General features: G+C 48.3%; 10 protein-coding genes and 1 pseudogene. 4 read left to right on the top strand and 7 right to left on the bottom strand.

The window, feature by feature from the left end; all coding sequences use genetic code 11:
• The 7 genes and pseudogenes from DWW90_RS02645 to DWW90_RS02615 all read right to left on the bottom strand — a co-directional run.
• Entirely contained in the window at positions 1–2,097 is a 2,097-nt protein-coding gene (locus tag DWW90_RS02645; protein WP_122343897.1) for a retropepsin-like aspartic protease, read from the bottom strand.
• Between the two features lie 135 nt (positions 2,098–2,232).
• Positions 2,233–3,231, bottom strand: coding sequence for a hypothetical protein (locus DWW90_RS02640; RefSeq protein WP_233547635.1), 999 nt, complete (start codon positions 3,229–3,231; stop codon positions 2,233–2,235).
• A 208-nt stretch (positions 3,232–3,439) separates the two neighbouring features.
• Positions 3,440–6,028 (bottom strand): ATP-dependent chaperone ClpB, encoded by a 2,589-nt coding sequence (clpB, locus tag DWW90_RS02635; RefSeq protein WP_122343895.1) that lies wholly within the window; start codon positions 6,026–6,028, stop codon positions 3,440–3,442.
• A gap of 1,772 nt (positions 6,029–7,800) precedes the next feature.
• Entirely contained in the window at positions 7,801–8,799 is a 999-nt protein-coding gene (locus tag DWW90_RS02630) for a DUF4249 domain-containing protein (protein WP_122344015.1), read from the bottom strand.
• A gap of 14 nt (positions 8,800–8,813) precedes the next feature.
• A complete protein-coding gene (locus tag DWW90_RS02625) occupies positions 8,814–11,516 on the bottom strand; it encodes a TonB-dependent receptor (RefSeq protein ID WP_122343894.1) in 2,703 nt (900 codons plus the stop codon).
• A 3-nt stretch (positions 11,517–11,519) separates the two neighbouring features.
• Positions 11,520–12,398, bottom strand: coding sequence for a FecR family protein (locus DWW90_RS02620; RefSeq protein WP_122343893.1), 879 nt, complete (start codon positions 12,396–12,398; stop codon positions 11,520–11,522).
• A gap of 102 nt (positions 12,399–12,500) precedes the next feature.
• Positions 12,501–12,778 (bottom strand): annotated as a pseudogene (locus DWW90_RS02615) (hypothetical protein); the annotation flags it as partial.
• Between the two features lie 420 nt (positions 12,779–13,198).
• On the opposite strand from DWW90_RS02615, the gene trpB reads away from it, so the two are divergent.
• From trpB to trpD, 4 genes are read left to right on the top strand one after another with little or no spacing between them, the layout of a single operon-like run.
• Positions 13,199–14,386: a tryptophan synthase subunit beta gene (trpB, locus tag DWW90_RS02605; protein WP_122343892.1), complete on the top strand. Its 1,188-nt coding sequence runs from the start codon at positions 13,199–13,201 to the stop codon at positions 14,384–14,386.
• A gap of 8 nt (positions 14,387–14,394) precedes the next feature.
• Positions 14,395–15,798, top strand: coding sequence for an anthranilate synthase component I family protein (locus tag DWW90_RS02600; RefSeq protein ID WP_122331259.1), 1,404 nt, complete (start codon positions 14,395–14,397; stop codon positions 15,796–15,798).
• A 3-nt stretch (positions 15,799–15,801) separates the two neighbouring features.
• Positions 15,802–16,377: an aminodeoxychorismate/anthranilate synthase component II gene (locus DWW90_RS02595; protein ID WP_122343891.1), complete on the top strand. Its 576-nt coding sequence runs from the start codon at positions 15,802–15,804 to the stop codon at positions 16,375–16,377.
• 31 nt (positions 16,378–16,408) lie between these two features.
• Positions 16,409–17,404 carry an anthranilate phosphoribosyltransferase gene (trpD, locus tag DWW90_RS02590; RefSeq protein WP_122331260.1) on the top strand — a complete coding sequence of 332 codons (996 nt, stop codon included), beginning with the start codon at positions 16,409–16,411 and terminating at the stop codon, positions 17,402–17,404.
• Position 17,405: the final 1 nt, after the last annotated feature.

Here is a 17,405-nt window from a genome sequence, read left to right as displayed (position 1 = left end):
TTAATCTGATGTCAATATCAATTTCATCCGTTCGAGATCGAACACCGCCTTTACATCCGGCTTACAGACATCCTGCAGCGTAATTTGTTCGGCGTAAGGGACTGCTGCCCCGATGGAATAGCCTTTCTCGCTCTTTTCCGATTCGCGGAAACAAAGCACATAGTTAGAAAGCAAAAGCGGCAATTCTTCAGCCCCCTCATACTGTTGCGGATGCTGATAAAGCATGATCCGATTATTCAGAATCGCAAACTGAGGAATAAGACGGAGCACGCTATTACCCAAGACAAGCCCCTCTTCGTCACTGATTTCAAACTGTGCATTCCGGATAACCAAATCTCCTAATATGAGTTCCGGAGCTATTGCCATACGTGTCTTGCCTCCTCTCGACAACGGATCTTCAAACTCGATCACATTCATATTCAACTTCACCGCTTCGGCTTTCGATATCGTTGAAACAGCCTTATCCGGTGCAAAGCATATACGATAAGAACCACCGGCAACCCGGGCCGGAATCATAAAGCCCTTTTCTCCTTTAGTGGCATTGAGCACTACCACCTCTTTCTTCCAATCGAGTTGTTGGCCGCCGAAAGGCTCCAATGCTATACACTTATTATAGCTGCCAGCCATATCCGGCATCGCCTGAAGACATATTTTCATCAATTCGCCAGCCTCCTTATAAAATCCCATATAAGCCAATGCCGCCGCCCGCAAGTTGAGCACAAAAAACACACTTCCGCCAAGTTCCTGCTGATATTTATTCAACAGGCTGTCCGTATAAAGGATTGTCGCATTATAATCATTTTTCAACAATCCCCGGTAGCTATGTGTCAGCCACCGTCCCATTTCGTCCGTAGTCTTATCCAGCCATTCGATCCAGGTGTCCAGACCCAACATATTATTACTGTTGATATAATCCGAATAACTGCCGCGTAAATGATAATTCTCACCGGAAAAGCGCATCCGTTCGAAATCGAGTACACACGTTTCAAAGCCTTGGAAAAAGGGTAATCCCAATAGTGCAGATCTGAGTGAATCGGGATTTTCAGTATATGTATTTTGGAAGTGCACAGGATAGCCGTACACCTCCATTATTTTTGTGGAAGCCGGATCCGTTGTGTTAGAGAAACTGCTTTGCCCGCCGGTATCCAGCAGATAGTTTCGCTCCGGCGAAAGCAGGAACAACTGTCCGCCCTCCGAGAAGCTGAAATTCGGGTTCAGCATTTCCTTCCGTTCAGCTTTCTTTATCCTCAACGTTCCCAATTCAAATTCGACAGTCGACACATTCCGCAATTCTTTCACCCCCAGAATAGCATCATGCCCTGAAAATATCGGATCGTTTTCAAGCAAAGAGACATGAACCACCGTATTATAGAATGTGATATCCCCTACCCGGAGAGTTTTCACCAATCCCGTTGTCGCCTGCGACACGCCGAACATACTCTGCACGGCAACCGTATCGCCCAATAAGCGGACTCCACACTTGCGGGCAGCTTCAATCGTAAGGAATGTATTTGGCGCTCCGGTATCAAAAATAGTCTCTGACAGTTCCGTTCCATCGACATTCACCGATAAAACCAGCGGATACGTGCAACTCACCGGCACCGTACACTCCGAACCCGGAAATTCCATCCGGAAATCCGGTACATCAGCCAAGCCCTCAATCACTTCCGTCCGGTAAGGGAAACCGATCGTTTCGCCCATCTTCCGGCAAAGGTTTTCATCTCGGGAAAACTGTTTCCACCAGGCATTCAATTCCTTATAAGAACCCTTTTCCAAGAGTTTCTCCATCTTCACATAATTGCAGGACAATATCTCATTTTCCGTACACGTCTCGGGATACAACGTCAAAAGCGAATCCACACACCGGAGCATTTCATCCGGACGGTTCAGATAATAATATAATGATATTCCTGCCCGCAGCCGGGTAGCCTCATCCATCACAGCGGCCGAATCCTTATACAACTCCCACAACTCGACCGCATTTCCATATCCATCCAACCGCTGCACCTCTGCAGGCAACGATGAATCAGTTTGTGAAAAAGCACTCGCAGAAAGGCTGGCGAATACTATCAAAAGAATAGATTTAAGTCTTATCATAATCTCTATTTGTTATTTTAAGAGCAAAAATAGAGATTAACGACGAACCGGTAAGCGTATAGCACTCCATTTAGGGTTAACCAGTGTTATCTACTGTTATCTGAGCGTGTGTACATATTGTTTTATTTTAAGTTTTTATTCTTCGTAATAAGTAAAGACACGCTCAACATAAGGTTTCAATATACGACCGAGTCCTGTGCCGAAATCAACATAATCTTTGAAGTTCTTTGTTTCAATCCAGTTGCCATGCGTATCATAGCCATAGTCCTGAAAGTCTTTGTAGAGTATTTCAAATCCAGGCCGCTCATCAATCGACCGCCCCTGTTCGTCATATTTTTCCTCCAAGAAACCATTGCGGACAACAGCTTTCAGTTTACCATTTGGATAGTATTCACGTTTACACCAAGATTCCAACTCTTTATTGCCTTCACCGTCAATCCTATATTCTTCCACAACACGGTTACTGTCGCCGTATTCATAGATAAAATGCGTTTCCGGCATATCACGACTCAACAAATCATAGACCTGAGTCTGAGCCAACAAATCATTTGCACCGTACTCATAGACTGTCTTGCCCGATAACTCTCCTATATTATAAAACTCTCTCTTCTCGACCAATAAATCGTGTTCGTTATAATCATATTCGATCATCGCCGGTTTGTGAACCGTTCCGTCGATCTGTTTCGTCCGGATAAGATTTCCTCTGTCGTCATAAGTATTTATCTCCCCATAGAGATTATCATACACAACTTCCAGCAGCTTCCCGTCTGTATTATATTTGCGGACAATCGTACCGTTAGTTCCCGGAGAGCTGAGTGTATGTGTATATCCCCACGCCTCATAGGTATAATCGGTCTTTCGAACAGCATTTTCTTGCTTATCGTATTCGTTATATTGAACAAGATTGCCATCGATATTGAAGCGTAAATGGCAGTGATGTATTCCGTCCTCTTCCCATTTCCCACCTTTTTTGAATTTCACGGAGAAGATAGATGATACTTTTTCCGGACGATAATAATAAATATCCAGCGTTTTGACTTTCCCATTCAACCCCATCCGATCTTTATCGTTATTGACCGAATCTACTACCTGGGGAATATATTGGGGAGGAGACTGCTGACATCCTATAAACATCGACACGATTAAACTCCCCAAAATAACAAGTACAACTATTTTATCCTTCACGTTTTCTTTGTATTCGTTTTGCTATGAACTTCAAGGTGCAAAAGTATAAAAAGGTCATTACCTGCCAAAAAAGAGACAACTTTTTATCATAAAAAAAGCCCCGCCCCAATTAAGGAGCAGAGCCTCTTGCTTATATATCAATCAAACCAATACCTGATCAGTTTTTAAATACCAGGCCGTTGCCGTCGCTGTCTATCGTGATCGCGTGGTCTTTATTGATTTTGCCGCCCAACAGTTCTTTAGACAGTTCGTTCAATACATACTTCTGGATCACACGCTTCACAGGACGGGCGCCAAACTGCGGATCGAAGCCTTTATCGGAGATGAAAGCCAGGGCAGCATCCGTAAAGTCCAGAGCGATACCGTTCTGGGCCAGCATCTTCTTCACACCATTCAATTGCAAAGTCACGATCCGGCGGATCTCTTCTTCGTTAAGCGGCGTAAACATGATGATGTCGTCGATACGGTTCAGGAATTCGGGACGGATTGTCTTTTTCAACAATTCCAACACCTGGATCTTCGTTTCGTCCACCACCCGGTCGTGTGTTTCCGGCGTCATCTTCTCGAAGTTTTCACGGATCAGGGATGAACCCATATTGCTGGTCATGATGATGATCGTGTTCTTGAAGTTGACGACACGCCCTTTGTTGTCGGTCAGACGGCCGTCGTCCAATACCTGCAAAAGGATATTGAAGACATCCGGGTGAGCCTTTTCGATCTCGTCGAACAGGACAACGGAATACGGTTTACGACGGATCGCTTCCGTCAGCTGGCCGCCCTCATCGTAACCGACATATCCCGGAGGCGCACCGATCAGACGGGTCGCGCTGAATTTCTCCTGATACTCGCTCATATCGATACGGGTCATCATATTCTCATCATCGAACAGATATTCCGCCAACGCCTTGGCAAGCTCCGTCTTACCCACACCGGTCGTACCGAGGAAGATAAACGAACCGATCGGCCGCTTCGGGTCCTGCAATCCGGCACGGCTACGGCGCACAGCATCCGCAATGGCACTGATCGCCTCTTCCTGTCCGATCACACGTGTATGCAGTTCGGATTCCAGATGGAGCAGTTTTTCCTTTTCGCTCTGCATCATCTTACTGACAGGGATTCCGGTCCAACGGGACACCACATCGGCAATATCCTCGCTGTCGACCTCTTCCTTAATCATGGCGGCAGCTCCCTGCATCGTCTTCAGCTTTTCCTGAACTTCGCTGATCTCTTCTTCCTTCTGTTTGATCTTTCCGTAACGGATTTCGGCCACTTTACCGTAGTCGCCTTCACGTTCGGCCTTATCGGCTTCAAACTTCAGGTTCTCGATGTCTATCTTGTTCTGCTGAATCTTGTTGATCTGCTCTTTTTCGCTTTGCCATTGGGCCTTCTGTTTCGTTTCTTCGTCCTTCAGGTCGGCAATTTCCTTATTGAGCTGTTCCAGCTTTCCTTTATCGTTTTCACGCTTGATCGCTTCACGTTCGATTTCCAGCTGTTTGATACGGCGGGAAACTTCATCTAAGGATTCCGGCACCGAGTCGATCTGCAAACGCAGACGGGCGGCGGCTTCATCCATCAGGTCGATCGCCTTGTCAGGCAGGAAACGGTCGGTGATGTAGCGCGTCGACAACTGGACGGCTGCGATGATCGCATCATCTTTGATACGCACCTTATGATGGTTCTCATATTTCTCTTTCAAACCACGCAGGATGGAAATGGCATCCAGCTCGTTCGGTTCGTCCACCAGGACAATCTGGAAACGACGTTCGAGCGCCTTATCCTTTTCAAAATACTTCTGATATTCGTCGAGTGTCGTCGCACCGATCGAACGCAGTTCACCACGGGCCAAAGCCGGTTTCAGGATATTGGCGGCGTCCATCGCACCCTCGCCCTTTCCGGCACCTACCAGCGTATGGATCTCGTCTATAAACAGAATGATCTCACCATCCGACTGGGTCACCTCGTTGACTACGGCTTTCAAACGTTCCTCAAACTCGCCTTTATATTTGGCACCGGCAATCAGCGCACCCATATCCAACGAGAATATCTGTTTTGATTTCAAGTTCTCCGGTACGTCGCCACGCACGATACGGTGTGCAAGCCCTTCGGCAATCGCCGTTTTACCGACACCCGGTTCACCGATCAGGATCGGGTTGTTTTTGGTACGGCGGCTCAGGATCTGGAGCACACGGCGGATTTCGTCGTCGCGTCCGATCACCGGGTCTAACTTGCCGCTACGGGCACGTTCGTTCAAGTTGATGGCATATTTGCCCAACGCATCGTACGTATCTTCGGCCGACTGGCTGGTCACTTTATTGCCTTTCCGCAGTTCCTCGATAGCCTGGCGCAATTCGTTTTCCGTTACACCGGCATCTTTCAGTATCTGCGAAGCGGTACTCTTTTCCGTAAACAAAGCCAAAATGATCGGTTCCAGCGAAACATACTGGTCCCCCATCTTGGATGAATAGTCGATTGCTTTCTGCAAAACGGCATTTGCTTCACTCGACAGGTAAGGTTCCCCACCGGAAACTTTCGGCAGCGAACTGATCTGTGCATCCAACACGCGGTTCAGATTCTGGATGTTCACACCCAGTTTCTGAAAGATGAAATTGGTCACACTCTCGCCCGTCATAATGACACCTTTCAGCAAATGAACGGCTTCGATAGCTTGCTGCCCATTTTGGGTAGTCAGCTGTACAGCCTGCTGAACGGCCTCTTGTGCTTTAATTGTAAAATTGTTTAAGTTCATATAGTTATACTCCTTTCTTTCTTCTTTTTATTTTTAACCTTCACCTATATTCCTACAAAATAGATACCAGAAGCAATTCATGCCATTTTGGCATAAACCATAAAAAACATACACGACGTTTTTTACACGGTTTCGGGAAAAGAACAAAGCGGTATGGGAAAAGGTTTACAAATCAGAACTATGACTTGACAATGTCTCACCAGATAATCATTTGGGATAAATAAATTCATTATTTGACAGATTTGAGCTATCCCGATCCCGCGTCGGAGCGCGGGAACGGGATAGCTCACTTTTCCTTAGTTTTGGACCTCCTGCAAATCTAATGAATATTACAATAACCCCCTATTGGGGCGTTTTTTCTATTTCATCCGAAATCTTGATCGATTTTGAATTGACTCTTTTTGCGGTTTAAGCTCCTCTTTCTGACAATAGGAAAAACGAGGTGCGCAGCCTGTTCCGGAAAGCATACAATTTGATTGCCGAAAGCCGGAAACGCCGACAAAGTGATAAACCTTAACTCTCGGAGAATCGCCTGTAGCAAAATAAAACGGACGGCGTTCCAAATATCCCAAGGAAATTCAGGTGCTTTTTTGCCCTAAAGACGGTCCTCTTTCCAATTACGACCGTCCTAATCTCCATTACGACCGTGCTAATCTTCGCGAGGTGCCGAGTGCACTACACATTAGCACGGTCGTGGTGGCAAAGAGGACGGTCGTAATGGCTGGGAACACTCAAAAAAGGCGAAAAAGTCCCTTTTTGAGGTCAAAAAAGTGGATTAACATTTGTTTTGTTTCGGATGTCTTTTGGAACTAAAAAATCCGTTTTATACAATAAGCCCCCCCTGCCGCAAGCTCTTTTTTGCCGTTGATTTCAATCAACGGGTTGACAAATTCCCGGCTTTGCCGGATTCCTCTGTGGGTTTGAACCCCCTTTCAAATACCTACAAGTAATCCTATTAAAGGGACTTAAGTCCACAGAGGAAGAGGCTTCGCCTCTAAGCTCTAAAACCGTTCGTTGAAACGAAACGGCAAAAGAGAGCCTACGGTAGAGGGCTTATTGTATAAAACGTGTTTTTTAGTCTCAAAAGACACCCCGAATAAAATAAATGTCAACCCACTTTTCAACTGTCAAAAAGGAGCTTTTTTCTATGATCAGGCACCTTATCGCCATGAAGAGGGACTTTATCGCTCTAATCCGGAACTTTGTTGCTCTGAAGTCGGACTTCATATAGCACGAAGTCAACCTTCAGAACGATGAAGCGTTACTTCAAGGCTATTTTCTGCGCACCTCACAGCAACAAGCCCCTAAAATTTCCTTGGGATATTTGGAACGCTGTCCGCCTTTGTTCGCCAATAATCGATTCTCCGGGAGTTAAGGTTTTTCACTTTGACGGTATTTCCGGTTCTCGATAATCAAATTGTACGCTTTTTAGAATAGTCTGTGCACCTCGTTTCAGCTAATGTCAGCCGGAGAGAGCAAAACCGTGAAAAGAGTCAATCCAAAATCGATCAGGATTTCGGACGAAATAGAAAAACAGTCGAAACAGGGGGTTATTGTATATTTCTCAATTCGCAGAAGGTCCAAATATAAGAATATTTGAATCAAAAGAGCAGGCTTCGTAAGGGCAGTTCGCGAACTGCCCGGATAGCGACAGGATATATTTGTTGACACGAAGGGCGGTTCGCGAACCGCCCCTACGAGGTCTGTTTGTTATATATGCCAAGATGAAACAGCCTGAAAATAGAAAGAAATATGTTATTACAAATGCTATTTTACCATAAAGGCGGACGGTCGAGCATCCGTAATGTCACCTGTTGTTCGGAAGAGGCTCCGACAAAGCCCAGGCCGCCCGAAACATTTTGGGGAACGATGACAGGCTCCATGAACGTCTCGTTATAATCATCCGAGTCCAGGCAGTTCATGGCACGCATATAGCGATACTGCGCTTCGGTTATGCTTTGGAGACGGACAACAACATCAAACCGGATATGCTTTTTATAGTCTTCACTGCCCCAATCATGAAAATAAGGATAAGAGGTATAAACATTTAATGTGTAGGGACCATTCGTAAAGCGGCTATCGGTAAATATATTCCGGACATTCCGTATCGTCATGTCGAGAATGCCGAACTCATCGTCATCCGCTGTCGTAAGATGACCGTCGGTGAGTACGATATCTTCCTGGTTGATAATGCCCGGTTCGGAAACAGACGGACCATACGTCACTCCATCTTCCAAAGAAGTCCGATAGGTATTCTCCTGGATAATCAGGCGATAATAATTCTTCTCCCCCGGGCGGTCGTGAATGGCAATCCGGTATCGCATACAATCCTGCATGCCGTACAAACCTTTAAGTTGCGTATGCAAAGTATCTACCCGGATCATTTCTTCGATCGGCAGAGGGAACTCCACTTCGGCATTAGCCTGATATTCCCCGTCTTCGGCTGTCGCTTCGAGACGCACACGGTCACCCGGGCGGAACTGGCTTTTCAGCGTACAAAGACCCCAATTCGAATAGGGGTCTACTTCGACCGTTTCCGTCTTTTCACCGTTGACATATACAATGACAGAACCATTCGTGACAGATGTAGTCGCATCTATATTGGGTTTTATCATAAACAATTTAACTTCATTTTCTTCTTTTCCGACTTCCAGAAAGGCGTTCATCAACAGTTGCGGTTCTTGCGGCCGTTCCTGATAGGGTAGCTCGTTCTCACAGGCGGAGAATAAAGCCGACAGTACAATGAATAATATAGATAGATATTTTCCCATAATATATTCTTTACTCAAAATCTGAATGTATAGGTAACCGAAGGAACGCAAGGTAACAAAGTTTGCTTAATCAACCTCGTTTTCCGCTTCCAGATTGTCTCGGGATTTCCGTCCGGCCCGATATGCTGTTGTCCGATATATTCCTCTTCCTTATAGACAAGATTCGGGGTCATGGCATTATAGGCATTATAGATCGAGATGTTCCAGGTTTGCGTACCCCGGTGTAGTTTCTTATGAAAATTGATGCTCAGGTTCAGCCTGTGGCTGACGGGAAGGCGGTAATTGTTGCGATGGGAAATGTAATCGATCAAATTGCCCCACTCCGTCCCGGTCTGCTTTTCGGCTACCGTAGCCGTCCCGCCGGTATTGAAGATCCAAGTGATGCCGACATCAGTCTTCTTGCTGAACGCATGGTTCAGACAGAAATTGATATTGTGGCGGCGGTCGTATTTATACGGAAAGCGCTCACCGTTGTTGACCGTCCCGTCCTTGAACAGGCGGTCACTTTTAGCGATCGTGTATCCCAGCCACCCGGTCGTTTTGCCGATGGTTTTCTGTGCCAGTATTTCCAGTCCGAAAGAGCGGCCGCGTCCCATCTCGACCTTTTCCTGCCATCCGCCGGATGTCCCGAAAAAGGAGGCGCCATCCTGGTATTCCAATACGTTGTGCATATCCTTATAATAACCTTCGAGCGAGAACTCCCAACCTTTCAGACCGGTATAATATCCGCCGGCGGCATACTGGTAAGAGCGCATGGGACGGATATTCTTGGTGACAGGCACCCACAGGTCGGTCGGCAGGGCAATAGGCGAAGATGACAGCAAATGCACATATTGTTCCATCTGCGTAAAAGAGGCCTTTGCCGCAAAACCATGTTCAAAACGATAACGGGCCGAGAAGCGGGGCTGCGCCGAAAGATAACCTTTTCCCTCCGTATAGAACAGTGAAAGATGAACGCCGGCGTTCAGGCTCAGACGGTCGGCGATGTCGATATTGTCTTCGGCATAAAGCGCACATTCATGGCCGTGCAGGAAACTGTTCGACGAGTCGTTGTAGACCGTATCCTGTGCCGCCTGTCCGTTTTCATTCTCCCGCACACGGGAAGTCGTGATTTCGGGACGGAACGTATGAAAAAGGTAAGAGCCTCCGAACTTGATATGGTGGTTGGGGGCCGGCGTGTAATCGAAATCCGTCTGGAAACTCCAATCGTGTATGCCTGAACGGTAATCGGAGTTATAGACATACGACTCATTATAGTCTGACGTCACGTTGCCGTCTTCGTCCGCGCCGGTAATCTCTTTCCGGTAGCTGTCGGCCATCACCATCTGGTAATGGTTGTAGGCTACAGTGGTATTGCTGAACAGTTTATTATTAAACACATAATTCCAACGTCCGGCAGCAATCGTATTTCCCCAGTTGAAATCGATCCGGCTGTTGTAGAAATACATGCGCGGGGCACCGTCGTAGCCGTCGTATTCCTTGTCTTGCTTGTAGTCGTAATGATCTTTCCCTTTATAGAAACTAAGGAACAGGCGGCTGCGGTCGGAGAATTTATGGTTCACCTTGGCATTGATATCATAGAAATAGTAATTGTACTTCTTATCATCCGGCAGGAAAGGCCTTGCCACCAGGTCGAGATAAGTGCGCCGTCCGGTCAGGCAGAACGAGGTTTTGTCTTTTATGATCGGTCCTTCCAGATGCAGTTTGCTGGTCAGCAGTCCGACACTGACCGTTCCGTGATAATTCTGCATATCGCCGTCGTTCGTCCGGATATCCACGATAGAAGACAGGCGTCCGCCGTAACGCGCCGGGAAAGAGCCTTTGAAAAGCGTTACCTTTTTCATGGCTTCGGGCGTAAAGATAGAGAAAACACCCAGCATATGGTCGGCATTATAGATCGGAATGCCATCCAACAGAATCAAGTTCTGGTCCGGCCCGCCTCCACGCACATAAAGTCCGCTGAAACCTTCCGTCCCTGCCTGTACGCCGGGCATCAGCTGGATTGTTTTCAGAATATCGGCTTCTCCTAAGATTGCAGGCGTATTCCGGATCTGCGTCATCGGGATTTCCAGTGCGCTCATGGCCGTAGCATGAATACCCGTCTCTTTCTTGTCGGACAAGACGACCACTTCTGCCAACTGGTTGTTTGTTGCCAGCCGTACATTCATCAATGTATCACTTCCGAGAAAGAAGTGTTCATGCCTCGTCTCATATCCTAAATAAGAAAAGAAAAGTTCCGTTTCCCCTTCCGGCAGGGTGATGCTGTAATATCCGAACGGATTGGTGGTCGTTCCCACACGCCGGCGGGATTCCAGGATATTAGCCCCGATTAATGTTTCGGACGACACGGCATCGGTCACATATCCGCTGATCGTATATTTCCGGGATTCCGGACGTTCGTGGAGCAGAATATGAGTACCGGATATTTTAAAGGTGACCGGCTCGTGCTCGAATGCTTTCTGCAGGATTTCCCCGACTGTTTGCTGCCGGAGATCGAGCGTGACAGGCTGTTTCAGTTGTATCTTTTCGCCATAGATAAAAGAAAAACCAGTGGCTTTTTCCAATTGGCTGACAAAGGTTTCCAGCGTCGCTTGCCGGATATGGAAGTCCAGACGCGCCGCCTTGTCCTGTGCGGCAAGCGGCGCGATCCGGAAGACTATCCATAATAGAAGAATAAACCGGGTAAACCGGCGGAGACAATATAGGTAATAATGCATAACTTAGTTAAGTTTAGAACGGATCAAGATCGTATCGTTTGTTTTTGTATAGCTGAAATTACCGGCGGACTGAAGCAGATCGAGCATCTGGTCCAGACTTTCGCCTTCCGTAAAATGAGCCCTGATACGGAAATTCTTTATTGCTTCATCTGTAATCCTGATTTTTACTTGAAAGGCATTCGAAAGCTCCCGCACAATCTCCTGCAAAGGAAGGTAATCGAACCGGAAATGGCCATCGCGCCAGTCGACCGTGATATCATTTTCTTCCGGTTCTATCTCCTGCAATGTCCGGCTTTCTCGGTTATAGACCGCACTTTCTCCCGGCGACAACACAATCCTGCTCCCTGTTTCCGGCACACTGACGGCAACGGAACCTTCCAGCAAAGTCGTTTTCACATCTGCATCCCCGGGATAGGCTTCCACATTGAAATGCGTCCCCAACACCTGCACATCAACAGGTTCCGCCTTTACTATAAACGGACGCCCGGCGTCTTTCTCCACTTCAAAATAGGCTTCGCCTTGCAATCGGACTTCCCTCTTTTCCCCTTTAAAGCGGTCGGGATAGGTCAAAGATGAATAGCGGTTCAATGTCACTTTCGTCCGGTCCGGCAGCGTTACGACCGATATTCCCGCACCAGCCGAAGCGGTCTGCATAGACACCGGCCGCAGATGATCGTACCCGAACCAACCGCCCAGGCAAAGAAGCACCGAAGCCGCAACAGCCCCCGCCAACCGATAAAACCTGAACTTCCTTGCCGGAGGAGAAATACGTTTTTCCAACACCTTCCAGCTCTCCGAAGCGGAATAACGCCCCCGTGGCGAGCGTGTCGAGGCGACAAGCTTATCCAGTGTCTTATCAATATGATCGTGTTCAGCTGCCATGCTTTCCCTTTTTATGATTGATTTCAAAGATAAAGACAGGGAAAGCGAGGATACTCACTATTGGGTTTGGCTAAAAGAATGTTAATAGTTTTTCAATCCAGACTAATAATTCAGTCCAAAACTCCAAAGAGGAATCGTATTACCATATCCTGCTTCAATATTATCTTTCACGATAAATCCTTCGCATCGGCTATTTGTTTTTGCCCCTTTCCTTTTCCTCCCACTTCAAAGGTCTTATCTCCGATCAAAAAATCAGCCAGTTTCTGCATGACAGGCTTAAAAGGAACACTCCGTGCCACCACCACCAATAATTGCTTCAGTTTTCGTCCTGTAGATGTATTCATATTGGCATACTGCGGAATGTCTACTTCCATTGTCTGGAAAAAATTGCACTATAAAAGTGCAGGAATCGCCACTTTTCTGCACTTTTATAGTGCAATCTGCTTTTTTAAACCCGCTTTGCACTCTATGGAAAGCATATTCCGTGATAAATATGCTTTCCATACAAAGCAAGAATCATATATATCACAATATTTTTTCAAAAAATCCACTAAATCATTTGCAGTTTGTCAGAGAATATCTATATTTGCTGCCGTAATAACAAAAAAAGAAATGAGAACTATTTTAGTAAATACATATTGGTGGTGGCACTCCGTACAACTCACAAGGTCGTAAGGAACCAGTCCTCATGTATATACTACCGAGATATAATAAAAGGTCTGTCGCACTTGCGGCAGGCCTTTTTTAGTTTAAGGCAATAAAGAAATCAAGAATAGAAAAATAATAAGTATAGAAGAACAATGAAGACGTATCAAGTTGATGAAAATGGTTATTATGGTGAGTTCGGCGGGGCATATATCCCCGAAATACTTCACCAATGTGTGGAAGACCTGCAAAAGAAGTATCTGGAAGTGCTGGAAAGCGACAGCTTCAAGCAAGAGTTCAACCTGTTGCTCCGCAATTATGTAGGCCGCCCCTCTCCTCTTTATCTGGCCAAACGGCTAAGTGAGAAGTACGGCTGCAAGATTTACCTGAAACGGGAAGATCTGAACCATACCGGCGCCCATAAGATCAATAACACGATCGGGCAGATCCTGCTGGCACGCCGGATGGGAAAAACACGTATCATCGCCGAGACCGGAGCCGGACAGCACGGCGTTGCGACGGCTACTGTTTGTGCGCTGATGAACATGGAATGTATCGTTTACATGGGCAAGACGGATGTGGAACGCCAGCACGCCAACGTGCAGAAGATGGAAATGCTCGGGGCAACGGTTGTACCTGTCACTTCGGGCAATATGACACTGAAAGACGCGACCAACGAGGCGATCCGCGACTGGTGCTGCCACCCTTCCGACACGTATTACATCATCGGTTCCACCGTCGGACCGCATCCTTATCCGGATATGGTGGCACGCCTGCAATCCGTGATCAGCGAAGAGATCAAAAAGCAATTGCTGGAGCAGGAAGGACGCGACTATCCCGATTACCTGATCGCTTGTGTCGGCGGGGGAAGCAACGCTGCCGGAACAATCTACCATTTTATCGACGACGAACGGGTAAAGATCGTCCTCGCCGAAGCCGGCGGCTTAGGAATCACGACCGGACAGAGTGCCGCCACGATCCAACTGGGTAAAAAGGGAATCATACACGGTGCCCGCACGCTGGTGATGCAGAGCGAAGACGGACAGATCGAAGAACCTTATTCCATCTCCGCCGGGCTGGATTATCCGGGTATCGGACCGATCCACGCAAACCTGTCGGAGACACACCGCGCAACGATCCTTGCCGTCAACGACGACGAAGCCTTAGAGGCAGCATTCGAACTGACAAGCATCGAAGGCATCATCCCGGCGTTGGAAAGCGCACATGCGCTGGGAGCACTCTCGAAGGTCAACTTCAAACCGGAAGATGTCGTCGTACTGACCGTTTCGGGACGTGGGGACAAGGATATGGAAACATACATCAACTATAAGAACAAAAAGTAACTGGATATATGAATTATACATTCAAGACAATAAGCAAAAAAGTTCTCGGCGACCTTCACACGCCCGTCAGCATCTATCTGAAGGTGCGAGACATCTATCCGGAATCGGCCCTGCTGGAAAGCTCCGACTTCCACGGAAATGAAAACAGCCTTTCATACATCGCCCTCTGCCCGCTGGCAAGTATCGGTATCAATAATGGAGAATGCACGGCAACCTTCCCCGACGGAAAAAGCGAGGTCACACCGCTAACGGAACAGTTCAATGTGGCAGACGCCATGAACGCCTTCCTCGCCCGCTTCTCGATCAAAGGACAGGACAGGAAAGTATGCGGACTGTTCGGATACACGGCTTTCGACGCGGTCCGCTACTTCGAGAACATCCCGGTGCTCGAAGCACACCACGAAGAGAACGACGCGCCCGATATGCTATACATACTATATAAGTATATCCTCGTGTTCAACCACTTCAAAAACGAACTGACGCTTGTCGAGCTGCTGCAACCGGGCGAAAACTCCAACCTGCAGGAGATCGAGACACTGATCGAAAACCGCAACTACGCTTCCTATAACTTCCAGGCTGCCGGTCCTGAAACATCGCCCATCACGGGAGAGGAATACAAGGCTATGGTCCGCGAGGGAATCCGCCACTGCCTCCGGGGAGACGTCTTTCAGATTGTCCTGAGCCGCCGTTTCGAACAGCCATTCAAGGGTGACGACTTCAAGGTTTACCGGGCGCTCCGCAGCGTGAATCCTTCCCCTTACCTCTTTTATTTCGACTTCGGAGGCTTCCGCATCTTCGGTTCCTCGCCCGAAACACACTGCAAAGTAGCAGACGGGCACGCCAGCATCGACCCGATCGCGGGGACTGCTTTCCGCACCGGCGACGTCGCATTAGACAAACAGCGCACCGAGGCTCTCCTGGCCGACCCGAAAGAGAACGCCGAGCACGTCATGCTGGTCGACCTGGCACGCAACGACCTGTCGCGTAACGCACATAACGTACAGGTGGACTTCTACAAAGAAGTGCAGTACTACAGCCATGTGATTCACTTAGTCTCACGCGTCAGCGGGGAGATCGACCGAGACAGTAACCCGGTAAAGACCTATATCGACACCTTCCCCGCCGGCACGCTGAGCGGAGCGCCGAAGGTACGCGCCATGCAGCTCATCACGGAGATAGAAAAGCACAACCGCGGAGCCTACGGCGGCTGCATCGGCTTTATCGGCTTCGACGGAGATCTGAACCAGGCGATCACGATCCGTACATTCGTCAGCCGCGGCAACGTTCTCTACTACCAGGCCGGAGCCGGCATTGTCGCCAAGAGCAACGACGAGAGGGAACTGCAAGAAGTGAACAACAAACTGGGCGCCTTGAAGAAGGCGATCGATCTGGCAACGAAATTAATTAATTGAAAGATGAAAGTATTACTATTTGATAATTATGATTCCTTTACCTACAACCTGTTACATATATTAAAGGAATTGGGAGCAGATGTAGAAGTACATCGCAACGATAAAATAACACTGGACGAAGTAGACCGTTTCGACAAGATCCTCCTGTCGCCCGGCCCCGGCATCCCGGAGGAGGCAGGCATCCTTCTGCCACTTATCCGCCGCTACGCGCCGACCAAGAGTATATTGGGAGTATGTCTCGGAGAGCAAGCCATCGGCCAAGCCTTCGGAGCGACACTTATCAACCTGACGGATGTGCACCACGGGGTTTGTTCCGACATCCGTATCAAGGCGAAAGATCCGCTGTTTGCCGGACTGGAGCCCGGTTTCCGTGCCGGACGCTACCATTCGTGGGCTGTCTCCAAAGAGAACTTCCCCGACTGCTTGGAGATTACGGCGGAAGATATGGAGGAAGGGCAGATCATGGCGCTCCGCCACCGCGAATACGATGTCTGCGGCATCCAGTTCCACCCGGAATCGGTGCTGACGCCGAAGGGGAAGACGATTATCCGGAACTGGGTCCTGGGAATTGAAAATTGAGAATTGAAAATTAAAAGTTAGACTATAAAAGATGAAAGATATATTATACAGATTGTTCGAGCACCAGTATCTGGGACGGGACGAGGCGCGGACGATCCTTCAGAATATGGCGGAAGGCAAATATAACGACTCCCAGATTGCCAGCCTGATAACGGTCTACCTGATGCGTAACATTTCGGTGGAGGAACTGACGGGTTTCCGCGAAGCCCTGCTCGAGATGCGCGTCCCGGTCGACTTGTCGGAGTTCAAGCCGATCGATATCGTCGGTACAGGGGGCGACGGGAAGAATACGTTCAACATCAGTACGACCTCCTGCTTTGTCGTCGCCGGTGCCGGATACAATGTCGTGAAGCACGGAAACTACGGGGCGACTTCGGTCAGCGGCGCCAGTAATGTGATGGAACAGCATGGCGTAAAGTTCACCAACGACGTCGACCGGTTGCGTCGCTCGATGGAGGCCTGCCACATCGCCTACCTCCATGCGCCGCTGTTCAATCCGGCCTTGAAGGCGGTTGCCCCTGTCAGGAAAAGCCTCGGTGTACGCAGCTTCTTCAATATGCTCGGTCCGTTAGTCAATCCGGTGATGCCGGCCTACCAGTTACTTGGGGTGTACAACTTGCCGTTACTGAGGCTCTACAGCTACACCTATCAGGAAAGCGGAACACGTTTCGCGGTGGTACACAGCCTCGACGGATACGATGAAATCTCGCTGACATCGGAGTTCAAGGTCGCCATGCCGGAAAAAGAGAAGCTCTACACACCGGAGATGTTAGGTTTCCAACGTGCCACAGAAGCCGAACTGGACGGCGGGGAAACAGTTGCCGATGCCGCCCGTATCTTCGATGACGTCCTGAACAACCGGGCAACTCCGGCACAAACCAACTGCGTGATCGCCAACTCGGCCTTCGCCATCCAGGTGATCTGCCCGGAGAAGAGAATCGCAGAATGCATTTCCGAAGCAAGGGAATCGCTGGAGAGCGGCAAGGCGTTGGATGTGTTCAACAGGTTTATCGAATTGAATAAATAAT

Source organism: Parabacteroides sp. AF17-28, assembly GCF_003479205.1.
Classification (GTDB): Bacteria; Bacteroidota; Bacteroidia; order Bacteroidales; family Tannerellaceae; genus Parabacteroides; species Parabacteroides acidifaciens.
This window is presented reverse-complemented; position numbering and strand designations above follow the sequence as displayed.